The following is a 23417-nucleotide window of genomic DNA, read 5'->3' on the forward strand; positions in this document are numbered from 1 at the left end:
CGCTTCCCGCACATCGACAGAAACGAGCGGTATCAATGGATGCCCCCTGAAATCGTGTGCGTGAGCGGTTCATGTGCTCCAGAGCCGCAGGCCAGGATGGAGAAGACCTCCGAGATCCGGCCCGTCGGATTCGTGTAATCGAGAGACCGGCCATTCATGTCGGAGAACGCTCCGCCCGCTTCCGCGATGATGGCGTGCGGTGCGACACAGTCCCAGATCCGGTTGCGGCGGTGCAGAAAAGCCCCGTACGTGCCACTGGCCACCATCATGCAGTCGAAAACGCTGTTGCTCATGCGAATGCCCCGGCAGCGGGAGGCCAGGCGTGCCACAATGCGGCAGTCGAGTTCGATCTCCGACGGGTGAATGTCCATCCCGTAGGCGATCAACTGCTCCGCCGGATCGACGTCAGGCGTGATCTGTATACGGACGCCATTGTGGTACGCCCCCTGCCCGGCCTCGGCGACATAGACATCCGAAAGAGCGGGCAGTGCCACCCCGCCGGCCACGGGTTTCCCGTGTTCGAGCACGCCCACCATGACGCCGAACAACGGACTCCCCACCGCAAAGTTCGACGTTCCGTCGATGGGGTCGATCACCCAGGTCAGAGGCGACGACCCTAAGACCGTCCCCGATTCCTCATCGATGATGCTGTCGTCCGGAAAACGCTCATGAATGCGCTTCTTCAGTCGATTACCGACGGCGGCGTCCGCCGCTGTCACCACCTGATTAGGATCTTCCTTCTTCACGCTGACAGTCAAACCGCGCGGAAATTCCATCACGTGCTTGGCTGCATCATGAAGAAGGGACTCAAGGAAAGTCAGATAAGTCACGTCGACGCGCTCCCGGGGTCACAGAGAATGAGTGGCCGTTTTCGCGTAGTGCTCCAGGATCGGCACCTCGGGTGCGATGAGGTCGGCAGGAATCCGATCCAACGGGAAAAGCTCTGCTGCTGCGACTTCCTGCGGATCGAGCCGATAGTTCCAGTCCTGGGAAGTTGCCGTGTACACGGTGGTGACGTTGAAAACCTGGTCACCGTTCGGGTAACGGAAGTACTGATCGGAACCGGAGAAGACGTGCATCAGTGAGAGGTTCTCGATCTCCAATCCGGTTTCTTCCGTGACCTCGCGACGCGCCGTCTCCTCAAGGGTTTCGCCGGGATCCATGAACCCGCCGGGAAGCCCCCAGCCCCCGGTGTCCGCCCGTTGCAGAAGCAGAATCTGTCGATGAGAGTCCACGACGATCACCGCGGCTCCCGGAAGAATGAGTGGGCGTGTGCCCACCAGTGCGCGCAATTCTGCGATATAGCTCAATGTGAGCCCCCTGGCTGGTTGCACCATGTCGCCTGCAGTGAAAAGAGTAGCGAGCCCCGGTGTTACTGCCCAACGATTCGTCCCGCGCCGAATAGCCCCTTTTTACTCTCGCGGGGACGGGCTCGATGATCCCATTTGGTCTGCACGTGCGAAAAATCGACCACGGAAGTCTTGACAAGTCACCCGGCGCTGCAATCACATGGGTGCGCAATCCGATGACCTTGGGAGCCGTGTTCGGCCTCGGGGGTCCTGAACTGAAAAAGGAGCGCCGCTGTGACGGACGAAAACCTTCAGGCACCGGGTTCCGCAGAATCGATTGCCGAGCCCCACGTCGGACCGAGCACGCTCAAGCGCCTCGTCGCGTCCTGGCCCCGAAGGGCCACCGTCCGCACCGACATGGAGGATTTCCTGGGAGCCGACCTCGACGAATCGGGCAAGACCGACTATCCAGTCACGCTCGTCCCGTTCGCCGACCATCCGCGATTCCTCGAAGCCCCCGAGGAATCGCGTGAACTCGTCAGCACGCTGGCATGGCAGGCATACAATGCCCGAGTGATCGCGGCCGAGGAGCACGTTGCGAATCCGACCTTCGAGATGCTGACTCACGGCGTCTTCCCCGGCGTGGACCGCTACGAGGCCAAAGAGGCGATGCAGCAGTCACACATCGACGAGGTGTGGCACACCTATATGCATATGACGGCCATGCAGCGCACCAGGGAGGCCCGTCGGCTCACAGTGGAACCGGACTACTCGCATCCGGTCACGAACACCCGTCTGTTCCGGCTGACCGCGGAGCGGAGCGAGAAATGGGAACGGGACATACTGTTCCTGGTGTGGACGGTGGTCGGTGAACTCCACATCAACAATTTCCTCGAACTGCTCGCACACGACAGGACGATTCAGCCCATGCATGCGCTCGTGGCACGCTTACACGCGAGGGACGAGGCCGCTCACGGGCCCATCGTCGCGGAAGTCATGAAGGACATCTTCGTACACCTGAACAAGGAACAGCGAGAGCTGTTCATCCAGACGCTTCCGGACGCGATCACCGCCCTCGGCGCCCAGGACTACGACATCTGGGCGGACATCCTCGACTTCGTCGGCATCGCCGGCGCCACCGACATCATCGCCGACACCCGCCGCCTCCCCGGTACAGACATGATGTTCACGGACTTCTCCACCGTGGCCCGCCTGGTCCGCGACCTGGAGATCGAGGACCGCGTCGAGTACGACTTCGCGCATCGTGACTGAGGCACCTGCCGCGCTGCACACCCGTGAGAAGGGTGAGTTGCCGGAGCGGCTCTGGTCCCGGGACTTCACTCTCCTCTTCGTGGCCCGCACGATATCCGTGCTCGGTGACCAAATGCTCATACCGACCACGATCACCGTGGCCGTACTCCAGGCCGGACACGGCATCACCGGCGTGGGGTACGCCCTCGCGGCCCATGGCGCACCGCTGGCACTCTTCGTCGTCCTCGGCGGTGTCCTCGTCGACCGGTTCACGCCGATCAGGGTCATGGTCGCCGCGGACATCGCCCGACTGATCTTCCAGGGCGGCCTCGCAGCCGCTTTCATCGTCGGCACGCCCGACCTCTGGCTGATCGTCACGCTGCTCGCACTGGGAGGCACCGCAACGGCCGCCTTCCAGCCCGGCTACGTGAGCGTCATCCCGCGCACGGCCCGGGACATCCAGAAGGCCAACGCGGCCATCCGGGTCACGGAATCACTCATGACGGTGCTGGGTCCCGCCCTCGCCGGTGTGCTCATCGCCGTCTCGTCCGTCTCGCTCGTCCTCGTCCTCGACGCCACCACGTTCGCGGTCAGTTGCGTCTGCCTGCTGGCCATGCGACTCCGCATCTCCCGCCCCGGACGCCGAAGCTCCGTGCGCAGCGACCTCGTCCAGGGATGGCGCGAGTTCTCGTCGCGAAGCTGGCTCTGGGGCGTCATCGTGATCTTCATGCTCTTCCAGGCCACCGTGAACGGCCCCTTCCTGGCACTCGGCCAGAGTCTGGTCACCCTGGAACACGGGGAAGGCACCCTCGGCTTCGTGATGGCGATGTTCGGCGCCGGAAGTGCTCTCGGGGGTTTGGTCGCCGCGCGCCTGCGTCCGGCGCACCCGTTGCGGGCCGGCGCTCTCGCGTTGACCGGTACGGTCTTCTGCCTGCTCACGGTGGCGTTGCAGCTGTCGGTGCCGGTGATCGCCGCCAGTTACGTGGTCTGGGGCGCAGGGGCGGCGTTCTGGCTGGTCATGTTCCACACGGCGGTTCAGACGAAGATCCCTCCCGACGTTCTCGCCAGGGTCCACGCCTACGACGTCGCAGGCTCGGTGATCATGCGGCCGGCAGGCCAGATGGCGGCCGGTCCGGCCGCCATCTGGCTGGGTGTCGCACCGGTGCTGTTCTTCTCCTCGTCGATGGTCCTGGTCACGGTCGGACTGCTGCTCGCCGTCCCCGCGATCAGAAACCTGCGACGGGAGTGAGGAGCGCGCCACTCGCTGCCGGTGCCGGACAGGTCAGCCGTCCAGTACCGACAGCAGGGTGGTGCCGGAGTCGCCGAGTTCGTAGAGCACCCATGGCCCCACCCGATAGCGCCGTACGAGGCCGGCTGAGGAGAGTACGGAAAGATGCTGTGAGACGGTGCTCGGGGCCAGCCCGACAGAGCCGGCCAGTCCGGTCGTGGTGGCGGGGGAGTGCAGCGCGCGCAGAACCGTTGCCCGGCCCCGTCCGAGCAGGATGGTCAGCCTGTCGCCCGGACTCAGCGTGCCGACCGGGTCTTGCGGCCCACCCGCGCTGATGCCACCGAGCACGGCGGCACCCTGCGCCTGGTACGAGAAGGCGGCTGTGCCGTTCCAGGTGGCGAACACCCGGGCGCCGCGTGCGAACAGGGTGGGGACGATGACCAGACGACCGTCCCGCATCCGCCAGTCGAGATCCGCGGGATGCGGCACGCTCAATTCCGGGCGCTCCCAGCAGATCCGGCCGCCGAGAGCCTCCAGCATCGCGTCCGTGCCCCGGGTCACCAGGATGCGCCCGCGCGTCAGCACCTCCTCTTCCAGCACGCCGCGCATGGCGGGCCAGGACCGGGCGAGCGCGGCGTCCCAGTACTCGCCCATGAGGTGGGCGAACCGGCCGTGGCCGGCCGACCGCAGTGCGGACAACTCGTACTCGATGGCAGGGGACGACTCGTCCGGAATCGGAGTGAGGGGGGAGGAAGGCGACTTCGCCCAGTGCGCGCGCACAGTGGTGGTCAATTCCTGCCGCAGGGCCGGCGACACCCGCTGAAGCGCTGCCGCTGCCCATTTTCTGTACGGGTAAGGGATCTCGCTCCGGTACCGCATGGTCAGAGCCAGACTGGAAACCGCTTCCCACAAAGGGCTGATGGCGATGCGAATCCGTCCGAGAGTCAACTCGTCGAGGTGTATCCGTATCATTCGGCCACCCGTGCTGCACCGGGCGAAGTCGAGTTCCCCATGAGACCGTCAGACCTCGATCTTCAGGGCCAGGTCCTGGCAGAGGGTGAGTACCTCGTTGATCCACCGCGACGGGTCATCGGGGTTGTAGTCCCGCATCGTCTTGAGATCCCAGTACTTGGCGAAGGACAGCGTCGCGGGGCCGGTCTCCCGGAACCGGCGCGCCTGCCACTTGGGCGGCTCGCTCCCGTAATTGCCCTGCTCCTCCAGCAGGGCGTCGACGGTGTGATGCAGAGCGATCCTGGCCGAGAGCACCGCGCTGTGCACATCGCCGCCCTCCAGTTGACCGAGCGAGTCCTCCACCGCCCGGTCCGCCTCGCCCAGCGACCTGGTCACCAGGATGGACCGGAAGGCCGAGGCGTCGACCTCCGCGCGGCGGCGGGCCACCCAGTCCTCGCCGACCAGCGGGAGGCAGGTCCGCACGCGCTCCAGGAAGACCTCCTCCCTGAGCGCGAGCGCATCACCGGAAGCGGCGCGGGTCCGGTCGAAGGCGTCCCAGGAGACCTTCGCCAGCATCTGGTCGATCTGGTCCTCGAGCCAGTAGGCGAGGTCGTAGCCGCGGTTGTCGGTGAAGAAGGTGTGCCACCCGATCGTGGCAGGGCGCAGCGGCACCGAGACGTCGATCATTTCCGGCCCCGCCCAGGGCTCCTTGCTGACCACGTAGACGTCGATGTCGCTCTTCTCATTGCCCCAGCCGCGGGCGGACGACCCGACCACGAAAGCCGCTTGGCAGGTGTCCGGCACCAACTGCCGATTGCGGAGGGTTTCCAGTACACGAGTTGCATCAATCGTCATCGACGACCTCCGTGAAAAGGGGACTTGCAGACTCTGTGGAACACGGGCAGCGTAACGACGCTCTTCTGCCCGTAGGCAACGATTCGCCGTGGGGCGAATTCTCCTGTTTCTCCCGTCTGCTCGTGCTGCGGCGGCCCGGAAACCGTGATGCACGCGGCATGTGTACGCTGACGCGCCATGAGGTCACACTTCCGCACCGGCGAAGTCGTCGTCAGACGCGAGATCTTGGACGATCGCGAATGGCTGGTTTATCCCGTACGGATCGCTGCGGACGACGAGCAAGTACTCGCCGTGTATTTGGCGCACGGCACTCCTCTCACCTTCGGGCGCGGCGATTTCCGCTGGGGGTTGCATCCCTGGATCGAATTCGAGCCGTTCTGGCAGTCGAGCGGTGTCCTGCAGCTCCAGCGACCGGGGGAGGGCTATTCGGTCTGGGGCCGGTGGGAGGAGGGCGTGCTCCAGGAGTGGTACGTGAACTTCCAGGTGCCGTTCGTCCGCACGGACCGCGGGTTCGACACACTCGACCACGAACTGGATCTGGTCATCCCCGGTGACGGGTCCCCGTACCGCTGGAAGGACGTCGACCACTTCGAGGAGCGTGTGCGCGCGAACGGTTTCACGGCCGCGGAGGAGCGCGGTGTGCGAGCGGCGGCCGCCCGGGTGGTGGAACTCGTCGAACGAGGTGAGTGCTGGTGGGAGCGGTGGCGCGAGTGGCGGGCGCCCGCCGACTGGGAGGAGGCTCCCGCACCGGTCGCACTGCGGGAGAACCCTTCTCCGGAGACGCGGGGAGCGCTCGGTCGTGGGATGCACGGGAATCAGAACGACTCGGCATAGAGGGTGTACAGGTGGTCCCGGGTGACCTGCCCCGCCGGGTCGTTGTCGAGGTTGCCCGTCACGCCCTCGACGAACCGGCTCAGGTCGTCCTTGTCCACCCCGTGGTCGCGTAGCCGGAGCGGGAGGCCCGCCGACGCCAGAAGCCGGCCCACCGCCTCGTGGATGGTGGTGCCTCCCAGCAGCGCGGCGACCTCGGCGAATGCCTCCGGGGCCAGGGGCGCGGTGTGCCGCAGCCAGCTCGGGTACAGGATCGCCAGTCCCGCCCCGTGCGAGATGTCCACGCGGGGCACCGAGCCCATGGCCTGCTGCAGACGATGCGGCAGGCAGGTGCTGACGTTGGCGACGTTCACCCCTCCGAGCAGCGCTGCCTCGGACAGTCCCGCCCGCGTCTCGGGGGAGGCCTCGCCGCGGAGGGCCGCAGGAAGATGCTCGGCGATCAGCGCGATGGCCCGATGGGCCCGGGCCTTGCTGGCCGCGTCGGCACGTGCGGCCACGCAGCCCTCGACCGCATGGGCGAAGGCGTCGAAGGCGCTCTCCGCCAGAAGCGGGCGCGGCAGGGACGCGATCAGGTCAGGGTCGACGATCGCGATCCGTGGGAAGAGGGCGTCCCCGCGGATACCGGCGCGAAAACAGCGCTTCGTGTCCGTCACGATCGCGCCCTTGGTGACTTCTGATCCGCTGCCCGCCGTGGTGGGAACGGCCAACAGGGGGAGGGCCGGCGTCCCCGGCGCCAGCGTCGTCCCGATGAGGTCGCGCACCGTCCCGCCCGAAGGAGCCGTGACGCACACACCCTTGGCAGCGTCCAGCGCACTGCCTCCGCCGAGCCCCACCACCACGTCGCAGCCTCGGGAACGGGCCAGGGCGACGGCCTCGTCGACCTCGTCGGACGTCGGGTTGGCCGAGATCCGGTCGTGGACCGTGACGCGGACTCCGGCGGATTCGAGGGACGCGACCATGCGGTCCAGATAGCCGTGGGCCCTCGCGGCTCTCCGGCCGGTCACCAGAAGGGCGTGCCCGCCGAGGGTCCGGGTGTGGCTACCCGCTCGGTCGAAGACGCCCTGCCCGAAGTCCACACGGGTGGGCACGGCCAGGTCGATCTCCATGCGTCAGGCTCCTTCATTCGTACGACGGGGGGCGAGGCGGGCGTTGTCCCGGAGCGCGTCCAGCACCGTGCACGTGCCGGTGGCGAGCAGCGCGAGCGCCGAGCCGCCGCCGGTCGACACGGGCCCGCTCCAGGGGAGTTCGGCGACGGTGTCGCCGCCGAGCAGCAGAGCCCGCCCGCTCAGGCCCGACAGTGCGGACAGCAGCGCCCCGGAGGATCTGGTGTGCCCGTCGCGGACACGGGAGGGCGTACCGGCCAACACGGCCCGGTCCACCCGGGCGAGGAGTTCCAGCGCCCAAGGCTCCACCTCGAAGTCCACGACGGCGTGGTCTTCGGGCACGCCGTCCAAGACCGCGAAGGGCCGGGCCGCACCGGTGAGCTTTTGGTGCGTCAGCGGGGCCGCCCAGACCGTCCGGGGCAGGTGCAGCCGGCCCGGTCCGCGCGCGGCGAGCACGGCGCGTGCGGCGTCGAGGCAGGCGGCAGGACTGCTGCCCAGGTCGGAGGCTCCGGTACGGTGACCCGCCGCACGCAGCAGCGTGTTGAGAACGACGCCTCCGGGCACCACCAGATCGCAGGTCCGCCGCGCATGCACGAGGCCCACCAGGGTCTTCTCCGGCTTACGGCCACCGAGCACAGCGGCCCGGGAAGCACCGTCACCACGGTCGGCCCAGGGCGTCAGGAACCGGACCTCGGCCACCAGGCTCCTGGCGGCGTGTCCCGGAAGCCGCCGCAGCAGGCCGGTGTTGGACGCGTGCGCACGGTGGGCCTTGGAGAAGCCGCCCACGGCGACCCGGTCACCGAGCAGCGCGAAGCTGCGCGCCAACTCGTCGCTTCCTTGCTCCTCACCGGCATGGTGGCGGGTGTTGCCGAAGACGGCGATGCCGCCGGGCCCGAGCTGCTCCGCCGCCCGCACCGCCGCGGCGGAGGCGTTCTCGGGGATGTACGGGACCGGCCGGTCCAGCCGCCGGGACAGGTAGGCGGCGACATGAGCCAGTGAGCCCGCGCTGCCGTCCCGGTGGCTGCCCTGGTGGGAGAGGACGGCCACTCGGGCCCCCGACTCCGCGAGCTGCCGCAGGTCGGCCAGCTCGCTGTCGATCCGCCCCGTAGGGGAGAGGGCGGTATCCACGTTGAAGCCGGCCGAGTAGATCCAGCGCTCGCCCGGGGGGACCGCCCGATCCTCCAGGAGCGGGACGCCCGCGAGCGGATCGCCCCGCAGGCTGCCGGAGTTCGTGTCGAGGTGCATATCAGAGGCCGTAGCCGCGCAGGCCGGCGGTCTCGTCGAGGCCGAGCATGACGTTCATGTTCTGAAGGGCGGAACCGGCAGCGCCCTTGACCAGGTTGTCGGTGACGGAGACCACCTTGGCCACACCGCGCCGGGCGTCGTAGTCCACGCCGATGTGGCAGAAGTTGGAGCCCGTCACCCCGGTGGGATTCGGATACCTGCGGTAGTCCTTGTCCGTGAGGCCGCCGAGCTGGTCCTGCGTGTTGATCCGGACGAAGAACTCGCCTTCCGCACCGGCCCCGTAACGGTCCGTGTAATGACCGAGGAGCCGCGCGCGGGACAGACCGGAGCGGAGATCCTCCCGTATCCGGACGCTCGCCTGGAGGTGAATGCCGCGGGCGAAAGGGCCGTGCGCGGTGCTGAGGTCGACGGTGACCGGCCCGTCGGTGAACTCGGCCAGCCGGTCCTCCAGTTCAGGGGCGTGTCGGTGACCCTGGAGGCTGTAGGGCAGCATGGCCCCGAACGCCTCCGCATGCAGGATCTCGGTACGGGGCTTGACCCCGGCGCCGGTTGTCCCGTTGACCGCGGAGATGTGCAGCGGCGCGGCGGGGTCCGCGAGCCCCGAGGACAGCAGCGGTTCGAGTGCGAGCAGTCCTGTGATCACATAGCACCCCGGGTTGGCGACCAGCCGGGCCGCGGGCAGCGCCTTCCGGTTGAACTCGGTGACCCCGTACACCGCCTCGGGCAGCAGCTCGGGAGCACTGTGCGGCGCGCCGTAGGTCTGTTCGTACGCCACCGGGTCGGTGAACCGGAAGTCGGCGCTGAGGTCGATCACACGCGTGCCGGCCCTCAGCAGTCCGGGGGCCCGGTGCATGGCCTCGCCCGATGGGGTGCACAGGAACGTCACGTCCATGTCGCCGGCCGCCGCGGTGACCTCATCCACGTCGTGGAAGCGCAGTCCGGAACCGAGCAGGTTGGGATGGACCCGCTCGAACGACTCCGCGCTGCGGGAGGTCGGCAGGATTTCGGTCACCGCGGGGTGGCCGAGCAGCAGGCGGCACAACTCTCCGCCGGTGTAACCGGTCGCGCCGATGACCGCCGTCCGAATGCCGTTGCTCATTTCTTCCCTTCGTTCGCGAACTCGCCTGGATCGGTGGACACATGAAGCATGATCTTGCCGGTGGAGACGTCGGAACGGTCCATCAGACGCAGCGCCGCATCCGCGTCGGCGAGCGGCAGGTGATGGGTGATCATGGGAAATACGTCGAGCGTGCCGGCCGAGAGAAGACCGATGACGTCGGCGAAGTCCCGGGGGGTGGACAGGGCCGAGCCGTGCACGGTCACCTCGTGCCCGACGAGGGTGTTGAGGTCGACCCGGGGGCGGCCCTCGAAGTAGCTCACGACCACGATGTCGCCTCCTGGCCGCACCGCGTGCAGGGCCTGATCGGTGACGTCCGGGTAGCCGGCGGCGATCACCACGACGTCCGCCGAGCCGCCCAGGGCCGCCAGCGCGTCACGCCGAGGGGCCCCGTCGAGGGCGTCGACGTAACCGTCGGCGCCGAGCCGGCGGACGAGTTCACCCTTGTCCGGTCCGACGTCCACGCAGACCACCGTGTCGTAGTGGAGCTGCCGGGCGGCGATGAGGCAGCTCAGGCCAATCGTCCCGGAGCCGAGGACGAGAGCCTTGCGGCCCGTACCGGGTCCGACCAGCCGTACCGCGTGCAGGCCGATCGAGAGCGGCTCCACGAGCGCGCCGGCGACGGGGTGCAAGCCGCCGGGCAGCCGGTGCGTCATATTGGGTCGCAGCGAGATCAGTTCGGCGAAGGAGCCGGTCCAGCCCAGATGGCTGAGGTTCAGCTTCGCGGTGCACAGATGCGGGGCGCCGCGTTCGCACTCGGGACAGGCGTCGCAGTGCGAGAAGGCCGCCGAGCACACCAGCTCGCCCGGTGCGAAGCCGGTCACACCGGCACCGACGCTCTCGACGACCCCGGAGAACTCGTGTCCCAGCACGGCGGGTGCGGTCTTGTAGGGGTGAGTACCGCGGTAGGCAGCCAGATCGGAGCCGCAGATCCCGGTCACGGACACGCGTACGAGGAGCCGGCCCGGAGCCGCCTCCGGGGCGTCGATGCCGCGGTGGACGATGCTCCGACGGTCAGTCAGGACGGCGGCGTTCATGGTCCCGGGCGATGTTCCCCGCATGATCAGCACACCCTGTTCTTCGCCTGGCCGCCGGCCAGGACGGTCCGCAGCTCCGCGGCCAGCAGTCGGCCGAGCCTGAGTTGGGCGTCGGTCGTGGTGGCGCCGATGTGCGGAGTGAGCACCACATTGTCGAGATCCGCCAGCGCCGGGACGCCGGACTCCCGCGCATGCACGTCCAGGGCGGCACCGGCGAGCGTGCCGTCGGTCAGCGCGTGCAGCAGAGCATCCTCGTCCACCACGCCGCCCCGGGACACATTGACGAGGTAGGAGCCCGCGGGCATGAGCGCCAGCTCCGCCGCGCCGATGAGGTGCCTGGTCCGTTCCGAGAGCGGCACCGCGAGACAGACCACGTCGGAGCTGCGCAGCAGATCGCCGAGGGGAAGCCGCTGGACACCGCTGCGACGCAGCTCCTCGTCCCGCTCGGGGGAGGGCTGGGCGACCGTTGTGAGGACTCGCATGCCGAGCGCCCGGCCGAAGCGCCCGATGTGCGAGCCGACCGGGCCGAAGCCGACGACGCCCAGGACCCGGTTCTCCAGCTCCGGTCCCGCCAACTGGGGCTTGTTCCACCGCCCGGCGCGCACCTGCCGGTCGGCGAGGGAGATGTTGCGGGTCACGGCGAGTACGAGGCCGAGGGCCAGCTCGGCCACCGCGGGCGCGGAGACGCCCGGGAGGTTGAACACCTGAACGCCGGACGCGCGGCAAGCAGACAGGTCGATGTTGTCCGTGCCCGACCCCGCCCTTGCCACCACCCGCAGCCGTCGTCCGGAACGGATCACGTCACCGGTGATCCGCACACCGCTGCGCACCACGAGCGCCTCGGCATCCACGGCCAGGGAGAGGAGTTCCTCGTGGGAGGGCCGTAACCGCACCACGACCTCATGGTCGCGCTCCAGGTCCGCCAGGGCGTCGGGGGACACCGGGTCCAGTACGACGACGCGTGCTCGGTTAGCCATGCAAGCGATGGTGCAGGCTATTGCCAATATTGGCAAGGCGTTTACATTCTAGTTGACCTGTCGGGCAAGGCGAGGTTAGTTTCTGAATCAATGGCCCACCTCCTCAAGGGAGTTGGGTAGTCATGCTTGGTCAAGTACTGCCATCCGGGAAAGGCTGTCGATGCTCAAGCGCACTTACCCCTCATTCCGCACTGTCCTCGGTAGGCACGACGTGGTCCGGGTGGCGGGCGCCCACCACGCGCTGAGCGGCGTTCTGGCGCAGGAGGCCGGATTCCAGGCCGTGTGGTCGTCGAGCTTCGAGGTCTCCGCCGCGCGCTGCCTCCCCGACGCGAGCATCCTCACCATGACGGAGTTCCTCGACGCGGCCTCGAACCTCCAGAAGGCTCTCGACATCCCTGTCGTCGTCGACTGCGACACCGGGTACGGCGGCAACTACAACGTGGCGCACATGGTCCACGAGTTCGAGGCCGCCGGTATCACCGCGGTGTGCATGGAGGACAAGACCTTCCCCAAGCTCAACAGCTTCGCGGACGGCAGACAGGCACTCCTGCCCACGACGGCCTTCGCGGGCAAGATCCGCACGGCCAAGGCGGTCCAGTCGACGGAGGACTTCTACGTCATTGCCCGTACCGAAGCCCTGATCGCGGGCATGGGAATGGACGAGGCCGTCAGCCGCTGCCAGGCCTACGCCGACGCAGGAGCCGACGCCGTGCTCGTCCACTCGAAGAAGCCGACCAAGGACGAGATAGTCGCCTTCCTGGACCGATGGGACGGTCGCGTACCGGTGGTCATCGTGCCCACCACCTACCCCGACTGGCACATCGACGAGGTGCGCGAGGGCGGTGTCTCCGTGGTCATCTACGCCAACCACGGCATGCGCGCCACGCTGACCACCCTGCGCAAGACCTACCGGGCCATCTACGAGGCCGGCGACACCATGGCGCTCGAACCGGAGATCGCCTCGGTCCGGGACATCTTCGACCTTCAGCGGATGGCCGACTGGCAGAAGCTCGACGCGTGAACTCCCCGCGCGCGTGCGACCCACCGACCCGCACTCAAGAGGGCAGGGCCACATGATCATCTCACTGGTGGGGCCCGACGGGGCCGGAAAGTCGACCGTGTCCCACCTCGCCACCGAGCGACTGTCCGCCGACGGCGTCCGCATCGAACGGGTGGACCGCTGGGACATCGTCGACAACCCGGCCTACCCGGCGACCCGTTTCATCAAGCCCGACGTTCCGGACACCAGGCTCTGCGTCGCGGAGATGCCCGGCACCACCCGGTTTCTCTTCCTGATGTGGTCCATCTCCCACGCACTCCTGGGCCGCGTGCCACCGACGGCCCAGGAAGGCACCATCACGCTGCTGGACGGCTACTGGATGAAGCACGCCGCGAGCGAGATCGCCTACGGACTGGACCGCACCTGGGCCGAGAGCGTCGTCGCCGCTCTTCCCGAGTCCGGGCAGGCCCTCTACCTGCGTCTGGAGCCGAAGCGGGCCTGGGAACGGAAGGCGGGGAAGGACGTCGTCCCGTACGAGTGCGGGATGGACCCGGACTGCACGCGGGACAGCTTCGTGTCGCACCAGAGCCGCATCCAGGAGGTGCTCGACGACTGGGCCGAGCAGTTCGGCTGGCGGATCATCGACGCCGACGCGCCTCTGGACGCTGTGGTGCGCCAGGTCGTGTCAGGGATCTCCGGGTCCGTGCCGGCGGCGGAACGGTGACTGCGCCGACACCGGCCCGGCCCGCCGTACGGCCGGGAGAACCCCGCACCCTCGTTGTCAAGGTCGGCGGCAGCCTCGTCTCCGACAAGCGCACGACCGACCACCTCGACACCGCAGCCGTCCAGCACTACGCGACGCTCGTCGCGGACCTGGCACGTGCCTTTCCCGGCCGCACGGTGTTCGTGGCCGGCGGCGGCGCCCTGGGACACGGAGCGGTCCGCGACCTGGACGCCGCCGACGGGTTCGCGGGCCTGGAGCTGACCCGCGCGACCTTCGCCGTCAAATGGGCCTGGGCCACCGCCTTCCGCGAAGCCGGCCTCCGGGCCATGCCCCTCCAGGTCGCGGCGATGTGCTGGGACCGCCCGGAGGGGCCCGTCGCCGACCTCGGCCTCATCCGCGGGCTCCTGGCCGAGGGCGTACTGCCGGTGTTGTCCGGCGACTGCATCCTCAGCACCGGCCCCAGACTGCGGATCTACGGCAGCGACCACGTACCCGGCATGATCATCGACGAGGACCTGGCTCCCGTACGGATCGTGACGCTGACCGATGTCCCCGGCATCCTGACCGGCTCCGCCCCGGACAGCCCCGTACTGCCCCAGGTGAACCCCGACGATCCGTCAGCCGCCCACGCCCTGGTGTGGGAGAGCGCCCCCTGGGACACCAGCGGGGCCATGCGCGGCAAGGTCGACGCGATGACGGCGCACGCCCGGCGCGGAGCCGAGTGCGTGATCACTCGCGGAGACCGCGACGCCACATCGCTGCGTCATCTGTTCGCGCCGATGCCCGACTGGCCCGCAGAAGTACCGCACACCCTGATCGCCAGACCTTCCGATCAGCCCTTCCCTTCTTTCCGCCGTCTCGCTTCCGAGGAGGTCTCCGGAGTGTCCGCCACGACGCCCTCGCCCGACACCAACCGCCTGGTGCTGCTCAACCCGGGCCCGGTCAACGTCCACGACGACGTGCGCGCCGCCATGACCACGCCCGACCAGTGCCACCGCGAGCCGGAGGCCGCGGCGCTGATGACCCGGGTGAGGGAGAAGGCCACCCGCATCAGCGGCGGCGACGACACCTTCACCTCCGTGCTGTTCGCGGGTTCAGGCACGGCCGCCCTGGAAGCCGCCTTCTCCTCCGTCGTCCCCGCCGACGGCCGCATCCTGATCCTCGACAATGGCAACTACGGCGAACGGCTGTGGCGCATCGTCGACGTGCACGGCATACCGCACCACCGGATGGAGTTCGGCTGGTGCAACCCGATCGACCCGGCCGCCGTCGACCGCGCCCTCGCCGAGGACCCGGGCATCACCCATGTCGGCCTCGTCCACCACGAGACCAGCACCGGCATGCTCAACCCGCTGCGGGAGATCGGGGCCGTCGTCGCCGAGCACGGCCGGCAACTCGTCGTCGACGCCATCAGCAGCCTCGGTTCGGAACGGCTCGATCTGCGGGCCGATCACATCGACTGGTGCGTCGGCACTGCCAACAAGTGCCTGGAGGGCCTGCCCGGCGTCAGCTTCGTGACCGCCCCGCGGCACCGATTGGAGGCGCTGGAGAACATCCCGACACGCACCTTCTACCTCGACCTCCACGGCCACTTCCGCTCCCAGGACCGTGTGCGGGCCCCCCTGTTCACACCGGCCCTGCAGGTCATGAACGCACTGGACAAGGCCCTGGACCTGGCACTCGACGAAGGTACCGAAGGACGCGGGGCCCGCTACGCCGCGCTCGCCGCGCAGATCCGCGACGGTCTCGCGGAACGCGGAGCCCGCTTCCTGCTGCCGGCCGAGGATCGAGCGAACTCCGTGACGAACGTGTACGTCCCCGACGGCATGACGTACGAGGACCTGCACGACGGTCTCAAGGCAGAGGGCTATGTCATCTACTCCACCCAGGAACAGCTGACCCGCGTCTTCCGGGTCGCCAACATGGGGCGCCTCGACAGCGACGACATCTCCGGCTTCCTCGCCGCGTACGACCGCGTCGTCGCCAAGCACGCGGGTCGGAGCGCCTGACCGAAGTGGACCCGAACGTGCCCACCACCGAGCAAGGAGGCCCACCCCATGGATTCCCACCGACTCGCTGTCGTCGGTGCCGGTCCCAGCTGCACCTATGTTCTGGAGCGGCTCGCCGCGACGGCGACGGCGGCGGCCCGGCCGGTGCCGCTCGGCATCCACATCTTCGACCGCTCCGGGCAGTTCGGCGCCGGACAGGTGCACAGCACCGGCCAGCCGGTCACCAGCTACCTCAACCGCATCGTCGGCCAGGTGGCCTTCGCCGCCGACGAGACCGTGGTCGGCGCCGGCCCCCTGCTGCCCCAGCAGGACCGGCCCACCCTGCTCGAATGGTGCCGAACCGAGTACGAGAGAACCAGGGACCCGGTCTTCGACCTGGCCGCAGAGGACTGGCCGAAGCGCTACGTCCACGGGCTGGCGCTCGCCGACCAGTTCCAGCGCTACGTCCGCATGCTGCGGGACGTCCCCGGCGTGGAGGTCCACCTGCACCACGCCGAGGTCGCCGACCTGGAGGAACTGCCGGACGGCCGGCTCGGCGTCGTCGACGGCGACGGGGAACGCGTCCTCGACGCCGACCAGGTCCTCATGCTGACGGGCCATTCCTCCAACGACCCGGCCCGCTATCCGAGGCAGGCCGCATGGGCGCGCTTTGCCGCGAGCCGTCCGGCCGTCTTCGTCCCCTCCGCCTATCCGCTGGAGGAAGCATTCGATCCGGACCGGTCCGGCCCCGGCAGCACAGTGGGATGCATCGGCATGGGACTCACCGGGATCGACGTCATCCTGCACCTGTCCGAAGGCCGCGGAGGGGTCTTCGAGCCGCAGCCCGACGGCACCCTTGAATACCGGGCCTCCGGCCGCGAGCCCGACTCGATCGTCATGTTCAGCCGCGCCGGTCTCTTCACCTTCGCCCGCCCCTACAACGCCAAGGAACGCAACCCCCGGGAACTGGAGCACCGGGGTGTCTTCCTCACCGAGGACGCGGTGCACCGGCTGCGCCGTGCCGCAGGCACACCCGTCACCATCGGCGGCTTCGAGCAGCGCCAACTCGACTTCCGCGATCACATCTTCCCCGTGATCCTGCTGGAAATGGCGTACCTCTACTACACGACCCTGCTGGGCTCCGGCTTCGGCCGCAGGCTTGAGGCCGCAGCGCGGCCCGGGTACGAGGCATTCCTTGCCGACGGCGGCCGCGGCGACACGTCCGACACCTCCGTCGATCGCCTGCTGGCACCTCTGGAGGCCCTCGTCGACGAGGCCGCGGAGACGGTCGACTCCGTCCTCTCCGGCAAGACGGAACTCGCCGCGGCCAGGAAGCGGGACGGCGACGCCGAATCGCTGGTGCGCCGCTTCCTGGACGTGGTCCTCGGCACGGAGCAGGCCGCCGCCGTCGCCGCACACATCGAGAACCCCACGGAACTGGCCGATGCCGTGACTTCCTCGAAGTCCCCGTGGAGGCACCCGAAGAGCGTCGCCGCCCAACGGTTCTCCTGGGAGCGGTTGATCCGCCCGATCGGCCGCGACATGTTCACCACACCCGAGAAGTACCGGGTGGCGATGCTCGACTTCCTCGACCTCGACCACCGCTGGGCCGCCCAGGACAACCTGTCCAACCCGGCGAAGGCAGCAGCCGACGGCGTCTGGCGGGACCTGCGCGACGTCCTCGCCACCGCGGTCGACTTCGGCGGACTGCACGCCGATTCGCACCGCGACTTCCTCGACGTCTTCATGCGCCACCACAACAGGCTCTGCAACGGTGCCGCCCTCGAGGTCATGGAACGAATCCGCGCCCTGATCCGGTGCGGCCTCGTCGACGTCTCCGCCGGCCCCGGCGCGGACGTCGCACCACAGGAACAGGACGGGCGCTTCGTGGTGCGCGGCCCCGCCACCGGCGCCGTGCTGCCCGTCGACATCCTGGTGGACTCCCGGGTCCACCCCTTCGACGCCGAGAACGACATCCTGCCGCTCTACCCCAATCTGCTGCGACGCGGCCTCGTCCGCAAATGGCGCAACCCCGCGGCCGACGGGACGGACTTCGCGCCGGGCGGCCTCGACCTCACCGAGAACTTCCACCCGATAGGCGCCGACGGCGAGGTGGACCAGCGGCTCACGTTCCTCGGTCCCCCCAGCGAGGGCGTGATGTTCTTTCAACTGGGCGCACTGCGCCCCCAACAGAACCATCACGTCATGCAAGATATCCTGCGCTGGATACGTGAGTTCTGGGCGCAGGAGGCGATGGCGGACGCGGCGGTCGGCGCGCCCGCCGGCAGAGGAGCGTGAGGGTTTGTCGAGCACACCAGCCACTGCGACTGCTGAACTGCGCACGCGAGTCGAGGAGATCACGCGCACACACACCCGGCTGCTGGAGGACGTCGCCGACATGGGCGACGCGGCGGCACGCGAGCAGACCGGGCTGCCCAGCTGGAGTCGGGGGCACGTGCTCACACACCTCGGCGATCTGGCCCGCGCATTCGCCCGGCAGGCCCACTACGCCTCCGAGGGCCGCCGGATCGAGGTCTACGACGGCGGCCGCCCCGGACGGGACTCCGCCATCGAGGAGGGCGCGCCACGGTCGGCTGCGGCGCTTCGGGAGGCTCTGGAAGAGGGCCTGACCGGGCTGGAACAGGCCTGGGCCGATCTCAAGGAGACGGACTGGAGCCTGCCCTGCGCCTACCGGGACTCCGACCTCCTGGCGACCCAGATGTGCTGGTGGCGTGAGGTGCACATCCATTACGCCGACCTCGACATCGGCTACCGCCCCGAGGACTGGAGCGACTCCCTCGGACGGCACGTCATCGACTTCCTGCTGCCCCGGCTCCCCGCCGACCGCACCACCGTGCTGCTCGCTGCCGACACCGGCCGCCGCTGGGAACACGGCACAGGTACAACGCTCACCGTCCACGGCACCCAGAACTCCCTGGCCGCCTGGCTCGCCGGACGCCGGACCGCCCAGGAGCCCGGGACCCGAGCCCCTGACACCCCGCTGCCGGAGCTGGGCCCCTGGCCCTGACCGGACCGCTCCACCCCGACCCCGACCGACAAGCCGACGCAAGGAGACGACCTGTATGCCGACGCCGGCGCAGACGCTCAGCGGTGACACCAGCCTGGTGCTGCCCGAGTTCGACATGCCCCCCCAGGACCCGTACTCGCTGCTGAGATCTTGGCTGGAATCGGCCGTGGAACGCGGAGTCCGGGAACCCCACGCCGCCGTCCTTGCCACGTCGGACGGTTCGGGCCGGGTGTCGGGCCGGGTGCTGCTGGTCAAGGAAACCGATCGACGCGGCCTGGTGTTCACCAGCTTCCGGGGCAGCCGCAAGGGGCGGGACCTCGCCGTCGCGCCCTGGGCATCGCTGACCTTCTACTGGCGTGAGACGCTCCAGCAGCTCACCGTGGAGGGGCCGGTGGAGACCCTGAGCGCCGAGGAGTCGGACGAGCTGTTCGCCCGGCGCCCTCTCGCCGCTCAGGCGACCACGGCGGTCTCCGAGCAGAGCCGCACCCTGCAGGACGAGGACGGCCTCAGAGCCAGGGCACAGCACCTGGTCGGGGCGGGCGGCCCGGTGTCCCGCCCCGAGGAGTGGACCGGCTACCGACTGGTGCCGCAGGGTATCGAGTTCTGGTACGGCAGCCCCGACCGCCTGCACCGGCGTCTGCGCTACGACCGGGATTCGGATGTCGCTGCCTGGACCCACCGAAGACTTCAGCCGTGACAGCCGTGGCAGGATCCGGCTTGACTTCGTCAGGTCGGATCTTGCCACGGCTCTTGTACGATGAATCGGAGACGGGTACACCTCGGTCACCCGACTCCCGGAGGTCCGCCCCGCGCTCCCACCGGTGAATCTGCGCACGTACTTCACGAAGAGGTGGAGTTGTTCACACAGCCAGGGTTCGGTCAGCGTCTGCGCGACCTGCGGAAACAACAGGGAAAATCGCAGGCCGAGTTGACAGGCGAGGGCATGTCTGCCGCCTACTTGTCACGGCTGGAGTCCGGACAGCGCCCCCCCACGGAACGCGCGGTGGCATATCTGGCCGAGCGCCTCGGTGTCACGGTGGGAAGCTTCGAGGCGCAGTCCGAGGATTTCCTGACCGAGGCGATGGCCACGGTCGCGACCCGCTCCGAGGGCGAGATGGACAGGACGTGCGTATCGGCCCTGGCCGAAGCCCTGGAAGCGGCCGATGACACCGACCCTGTCATCCGCTGGCACGCCCTCGCCCTGCTTGCCCGGGCCTACGAGGCATTGGGCGACTTCACCGGCCAACGTGAGGCGCTGACCGAACTGAAGGTGCTGAGCGACGAACTGGGCCGCCCCGTACTCCAGGTCCGGGCCCGACTGCGGCTGGCGCGCTGTGCCCGTAATCTCGGCGACGCGGTGGCGGCCCGCCACGCCGTGCGGGAGATACTGGCCTTCAACGAGCAGCACGGTGTTCGGGTGTCCGCCACCGATCTGGTGCTCGGCAAGCTGGTCCTGGCCTCGGCGGAGGCTGAACTCGGGGACCTCGGCGAAGCGGCCCGCTTGGCCGACGACGCCCGCGACATGCTGGATTCGACCGAAGGCTCGCTGGCGGCGGAGGTGTTCTGGACCGCGGCCACCGTCAGCAGCCGTCAGGGCAGCCATGACCGTGCCCTCGTCCACCTGCATGCGGCGATGGACGCCATCGACAGCAGGCAGAACCTGCTGCTGTGGATTCGGCTGAGGCTCGCCGCCGCGTCACTCTCCATGCAGGCCATGCCTCCGCGTCTCACGGAGGCGGAGTCCTTCCTGACCGAGGTCGAGCCTGTGCTCCGGGTCACCGGCTCCTTGAGGCATTGGCAGGAGTTGGTTTTCCTCCAGGCCAAGCTGGCCTTCGACCAGGGTGACGACGAGCGTGCCGCCGCTCTCACGGAGCAGGTCGAGGAGGGCTTCCAACTGCTCCTCCCGCGTGACCAGATCCGCTTCAGGGCGCTGCGCGGGGTTCTCGACCTGCGGACCGGGGATCAGGAGGCCCGCCGTCGCCTGGAGCACCTCGTCGCCGAAGCGGAGCAGGCCGGAATGCCGCAGCTTGCGGCCGAGGTGTGGCGCACGGTCGCGGAGAGCCTTCTGTACCGGACCGGGAGGCCCGCGCAGTCGGCCCCGGCCGGCGTGCCCGCAAGCTCCGGGCCCGCGGAGAGCGAGAGCGAGCCAGGAGCCCCGGTCACCGACCTGTGAGCCGTGGGGTCACGGCCAGTCGATGTCGTCGCTGGATCTTCCGGATGCCGAGACCTGCCCCGTCGGAGTCCTCCTATCCGGGGTGCCTGCGGTTCCTATGGGGACGAGCGACGTGAACAGGGCCAGGGATAACGGGCCAACTGCGATCCTGCTCATGAGGAGTGATCCCTCCGTAAGGCGTGATGCGGCCTGACTGCACTGCGGGAGCAGGCCTAAGCTAATCGGACGTGACCGCGAGTGGCAATACTTGGCAAGAACTGATGACATTCTGGCGAAGGTCTGGTGGAGTCGCGGGAAGGTCCGGGGACGACATCAGGTCGATATCAGTGGAACCCGGTGGCGTTCACCGCCAACGGCTACAGTCCCGACTCACAGCCTGTTCGGCAATGACGAACCATGGGACAGAGGGCGAGCAATGGTTCAGTCTGTTCGGCGCGCAATGCGCCTGTTGCGGGAGTTGATGGCGGGCACTCCGAGCCTCGGCGTCACCGAACTCGCCGACCGGCTCTCCGTGGCCAAGCCGACCGCCCACGCCCTGTTGAGGACGCTGGAGGCGGAGGGCGCGGTGATCCAGGACGCGGACTCCGGGAAGTACCGTCTGGGACCGCTGCTGGTGGTGCTGGGCAACGCGTACCTGGACGCACACGAGTTGCGGAACCGCTCGGTGACTTGGGCCGACCTGCTGGCCGCCCGGGTCGGTGAGGCCGTGTGGGTGGGCACCCTGGCCCAGGGCGAGGTGCTGGTACTGCACCACGCCTTCAGGCCGGGCGGTGTCGCGCAGTTGCTGGAGTCCGGTGCGACACTCCCATGGAACGCCACCGCCCTCGGCAAGGCCGTCGTGGCCTTCGCCCTGCCCGAGCGGCTCAAGGAACTCCTGGGCGGCGAGCTGACCGCGTCGACCGGGAGCAGCGTGACGGATCCGGTCGAGCTGGAGCACCAGTTGGCGCAGGTCCGGCAGAAGGGCTATGCGACCGAGGTCAACGAACTGACGATCGGAGACGCCGAAGTGGCCGCGCCGGTGCGTGGACGTTCGGGCGAGGTCGTGGGGGCGATCGGCGTCGTGGGTCCCATGGAGAGGCTGCTCGCCGACGCGCATCACCAGGAATGCGCCATTGCGGTCCGCGAGGTCGCGCGCAGACTGTCGCGCGACATGGGGGCCACCCGCGTGAGCGGTCTGGCGTGAACCTCCGAGGCCTGAAGGTCGTCCCGCACTGATCGAGCCGGTCGCCGGCCTGCGGGAACAGTCAGGGCTCAGCCCCATCGACGTGCGGACGGACCTGTTCAGGACGGCTCCGACGCCGCGATCACGCTGGTGCCGCATCAGGTGACGTCCACATGCATCCAGTATGCGGATGCCGGACGCCCCTCCGCCTTGTGATGCACCGCATCCGACGCCGCGCGCCGGTCCACCGCGGATGACGGGACAGCTCTTGGCGACGCCGTTGCGGACACACCTCAGTGAGCCTCCTGAGAACCCTGAACGGTCCAGCCACCACGCGTACACCGTCTTGACGCGGACTGTGTTCGAACGGCTACTGTCTTCCCTCGTGTTCGGCAGTGGGGAACACCGTTCAGCATCTGAGACAGGCAGTGCTGTCGTTCACGGCCCGCTCTCAGTTCTCCAGGCGCGCTGCGAGAGGACAGTGGTGAAGAAGCTCATCAATGCGCCGAAGGAAGCCGCCGGAGAAGCCCTCGAAGGCGCGGACGACACCGTCGGCCTCCTCCCACGAAAGGGACGTGCGAGTCACCTCGGAGAGCGGGCACTCGGCCATCCTGACCCGGGCGCGGTGGCGGTGGTCACCGGACTCGAAGCGCTGGCCGACGCCTGGACGAGGCCGTGTTTGCCGAGGCACAACGCGCCGCTGCCTGCCGCGGGCTTCACGATCGAGGACTGTACCCGCAGGCGGTCCCTGCCCACCCCCTCTGGAATACCTGGAGCAGCCGTGTCCCGAATACTGGTCGTGTCCGCCAGCCCGTCGCCGAACTCAGGGACGGAGGCTGTGGGTGAGCACGTGGCGGCGCAACTGGCCGAAGCCGAGTGGCAGGTCGAGCATTTACGGGTACGCACCCTGCCCCCCGCGGCGCTGCTCGGCGCAGACAGCTCCGACCCCGTCGTGGGGCGGGCCATGGAAGAGGTGTCTCGCGCGGACGGCATCGTGCTGGCCACCCCGGTCTACAAGGCGAGCTTCTCCGGACTCCTCAAGGTCTTCCTCGACATGCTGCCGCAGTGCGGTTTCGTGGGCAAGGCGGTGCTTCCGCTGGCCACCGGCGGCAGCTCCGCGCACGTGCTCGCCGTGGACTACGCGCTGCGCCCCGTCGTCCAGGCACTCGGCGCACGGCACACCGTGCAGAGCTACTTCCTGCTCGACCGCTATCTCAGCCGCAGCAATGGCAGCCTGCGCATGCCCCAGGAGAACACCGACCTGCTGGACAGCGTCATCGAGCAGTTCCGCAAGGCGTTGATCACGGCCGCATGACATGGTGGCCCCGGCGCGGGACAAGGGTCCGGAGCCGCCGCGCCCGCCGTCCGCGCCCGCATCTGGCCCGCACCTGCTCTGTCAGATATTCGGGTGCGCCGTCCGGCCTGTGATCCCCACGCTGTCCGGGCACGAGGCATGGC

General features: G+C 68.7%; 21 protein-coding genes and 1 pseudogene. 13 read left to right on the top strand and 9 right to left on the bottom strand.

The annotated features are described in order from the left end of the window. Positions 1 to 32: 32 nt before the first annotated feature. Together ACIHCL_RS12430 and ACIHCL_RS12435 are read right to left on the bottom strand one after the other, a co-directional pair. A complete protein-coding gene (locus ACIHCL_RS12430) occupies positions 33 to 830 on the bottom strand; it encodes an inositol monophosphatase family protein (RefSeq protein ID WP_399860353.1) in 798 nt (265 codons plus the stop codon). 18 nt (positions 831 to 848) lie between these two features. After that, positions 849 to 1244: an NUDIX hydrolase gene (locus ACIHCL_RS12435; protein ID WP_399860355.1), complete on the bottom strand. Its 396-nt coding sequence runs from the start codon at positions 1242 to 1244 to the stop codon at positions 849 to 851. A gap of 339 nt (positions 1245 to 1583) precedes the next feature. Between ACIHCL_RS12435 and ACIHCL_RS12440 the strand changes: the two genes are divergently transcribed. After that, positions 1584 to 2561 carry a diiron oxygenase gene (locus ACIHCL_RS12440; RefSeq protein ID WP_399860358.1) on the top strand — a complete coding sequence of 326 codons (978 nt, stop codon included), beginning with the start codon at positions 1584 to 1586 and terminating at the stop codon, positions 2559 to 2561. Further along, entirely contained in the window at positions 2554 to 3789 is a 1236-nt protein-coding gene (locus ACIHCL_RS12445) for an MFS transporter (protein WP_399860359.1), read from the top strand. Before ACIHCL_RS12440 ends, ACIHCL_RS12445 begins: the two co-directional genes overlap by 8 nt. A 33-nt stretch (positions 3790 to 3822) precedes the next feature. Here ACIHCL_RS12445 and ACIHCL_RS12450 read toward each other — a convergent pair whose 3' ends face one another. Together ACIHCL_RS12450 and ACIHCL_RS12455 are read right to left on the bottom strand one after the other, a co-directional pair. Next, a complete protein-coding gene (locus ACIHCL_RS12450; RefSeq protein ID WP_399860362.1) occupies positions 3823 to 4560 on the bottom strand; it encodes an ArsR/SmtB family transcription factor in 738 nt (245 codons plus the stop codon). 228 nt (positions 4561 to 4788) lie between these two features. Then, the gene (locus ACIHCL_RS12455) at positions 4789 to 5574 is read right to left on the bottom strand and encodes a nucleotidyltransferase domain-containing protein (RefSeq protein ID WP_399860364.1); all 786 of its coding nucleotides are present in this window, start codon (positions 5572 to 5574) and stop codon (positions 4789 to 4791) included. A gap of 177 nt (positions 5575 to 5751) precedes the next feature. Here ACIHCL_RS12455 and ACIHCL_RS12460 point away from each other — a divergent pair, with 177 nt between their 5' ends. Continuing rightward, a complete protein-coding gene (locus tag ACIHCL_RS12460) occupies positions 5752 to 6408 on the top strand; it encodes a DUF402 domain-containing protein (protein WP_399860366.1) in 657 nt (218 codons plus the stop codon). Here ACIHCL_RS12460 and ACIHCL_RS12465 read toward each other — a convergent pair. From ACIHCL_RS12465 to ACIHCL_RS12485, 5 genes are read right to left on the bottom strand one after another with little or no spacing between them, the layout of a single operon-like run. Next, positions 6390 to 7511: an iron-containing alcohol dehydrogenase gene (locus tag ACIHCL_RS12465; protein WP_399860369.1), complete on the bottom strand. Its 1122-nt coding sequence runs from the start codon at positions 7509 to 7511 to the stop codon at positions 6390 to 6392. The two genes, ACIHCL_RS12460 and ACIHCL_RS12465, sit on opposite strands and share 19 nt — an antisense overlap. A gap of 3 nt (positions 7512 to 7514) precedes the next feature. Next, entirely contained in the window at positions 7515 to 8753 is a 1239-nt protein-coding gene (gene pgk, locus ACIHCL_RS12470) for a phosphoglycerate kinase (protein ID WP_399860372.1), read from the bottom strand. Between the two features lies 1 nt (position 8754). Then, on the bottom strand, positions 8755 to 9852 hold the full coding sequence (gene argC / locus ACIHCL_RS12475) for an N-acetyl-gamma-glutamyl-phosphate reductase (protein ID WP_399860374.1): 1098 nt from the start codon (positions 9850 to 9852) through the stop codon (positions 8755 to 8757). Beyond that, a complete protein-coding gene (locus tag ACIHCL_RS12480; RefSeq protein WP_399860377.1) occupies positions 9849 to 10907 on the bottom strand; it encodes a zinc-binding dehydrogenase in 1059 nt (352 codons plus the stop codon). Before ACIHCL_RS12480 ends, argC begins: the two co-directional genes overlap by 4 nt. Before the next feature lie 26 nt (positions 10908 to 10933). Next, positions 10934 to 11884, bottom strand: a complete 951-nt coding sequence (locus ACIHCL_RS12485; RefSeq protein ID WP_399860381.1) for a hydroxyacid dehydrogenase — start codon at positions 11882 to 11884, stop codon at positions 10934 to 10936. A 160-nt stretch (positions 11885 to 12044) separates the two neighbouring features. On the opposite strand from ACIHCL_RS12485, the gene ACIHCL_RS12490 reads away from it, so the two are divergent. The 10 genes and pseudogenes from ACIHCL_RS12490 to ssuE all read left to right on the top strand — a co-directional run bounded on the left by ACIHCL_RS12490 (position 12045) and on the right by ssuE (position 23274). Then, positions 12045 to 12905, top strand: a complete 861-nt coding sequence (locus tag ACIHCL_RS12490) for an isocitrate lyase/phosphoenolpyruvate mutase family protein (RefSeq protein WP_399860384.1) — start codon at positions 12045 to 12047, stop codon at positions 12903 to 12905. Between the two features lie 52 nt (positions 12906 to 12957). Continuing rightward, positions 12958 to 13608: a thymidylate kinase gene (locus ACIHCL_RS12495; RefSeq protein WP_399860386.1), complete on the top strand. Its 651-nt coding sequence runs from the start codon at positions 12958 to 12960 to the stop codon at positions 13606 to 13608. Beyond that, positions 13605 to 15617 (top strand): aminotransferase class V-fold PLP-dependent enzyme, encoded by a 2013-nt coding sequence (locus ACIHCL_RS12500; RefSeq protein WP_399860387.1) that lies wholly within the window; start codon positions 13605 to 13607, stop codon positions 15615 to 15617. The genes ACIHCL_RS12495 and ACIHCL_RS12500 overlap by 4 nt, the downstream gene beginning before the upstream one ends. Before the next feature lie 48 nt (positions 15618 to 15665). Then, the gene (locus ACIHCL_RS12505) at positions 15666 to 17894 is read left to right on the top strand and encodes an FAD/NAD(P)-binding protein (RefSeq protein ID WP_399860390.1); all 2229 of its coding nucleotides are present in this window, start codon (positions 15666 to 15668) and stop codon (positions 17892 to 17894) included. Between the two features lie 4 nt (positions 17895 to 17898). Further along, a complete protein-coding gene (locus ACIHCL_RS12510; protein ID WP_399860391.1) occupies positions 17899 to 18624 on the top strand; it encodes a maleylpyruvate isomerase family mycothiol-dependent enzyme in 726 nt (241 codons plus the stop codon). Positions 18625 to 18679: 55 nt separating this feature from the next. Continuing rightward, positions 18680 to 19321: a phenazine biosynthesis FMN-dependent oxidase PhzG gene (phzG, locus tag ACIHCL_RS12515; protein ID WP_399860393.1), complete on the top strand. Its 642-nt coding sequence runs from the start codon at positions 18680 to 18682 to the stop codon at positions 19319 to 19321. Between the two features lie 60 nt (positions 19322 to 19381). Next, positions 19382 to 20797 (top strand): helix-turn-helix domain-containing protein, encoded by a 1416-nt coding sequence (locus ACIHCL_RS12520; protein ID WP_399860396.1) that lies wholly within the window; start codon positions 19382 to 19384, stop codon positions 20795 to 20797. 415 nt (positions 20798 to 21212) lie between these two features. Further along, on the top strand, positions 21213 to 21980 hold the full coding sequence (locus ACIHCL_RS12525; protein WP_399860399.1) for an IclR family transcriptional regulator: 768 nt from the start codon (positions 21213 to 21215) through the stop codon (positions 21978 to 21980). Positions 21981 to 22212: 232 nt separating this feature from the next. After that, positions 22213 to 22605, top strand: a pseudogene (locus ACIHCL_RS12530) (DAK2 domain-containing protein); the annotation flags it as partial. A gap of 135 nt (positions 22606 to 22740) precedes the next feature. Next, positions 22741 to 23274 (top strand): NADPH-dependent FMN reductase, encoded by a 534-nt coding sequence (ssuE, locus tag ACIHCL_RS12535; protein ID WP_399860566.1) that lies wholly within the window; start codon positions 22741 to 22743, stop codon positions 23272 to 23274. The last annotated feature ends 143 nt before the right edge of the window (positions 23275 to 23417 follow it).

The sequence above is a fragment of the Streptomyces sp. NPDC052042 genome (assembly GCF_044548345.1).
Lineage (GTDB): Bacteria > Actinomycetota > Actinomycetes > Streptomycetales > Streptomycetaceae > Streptomyces.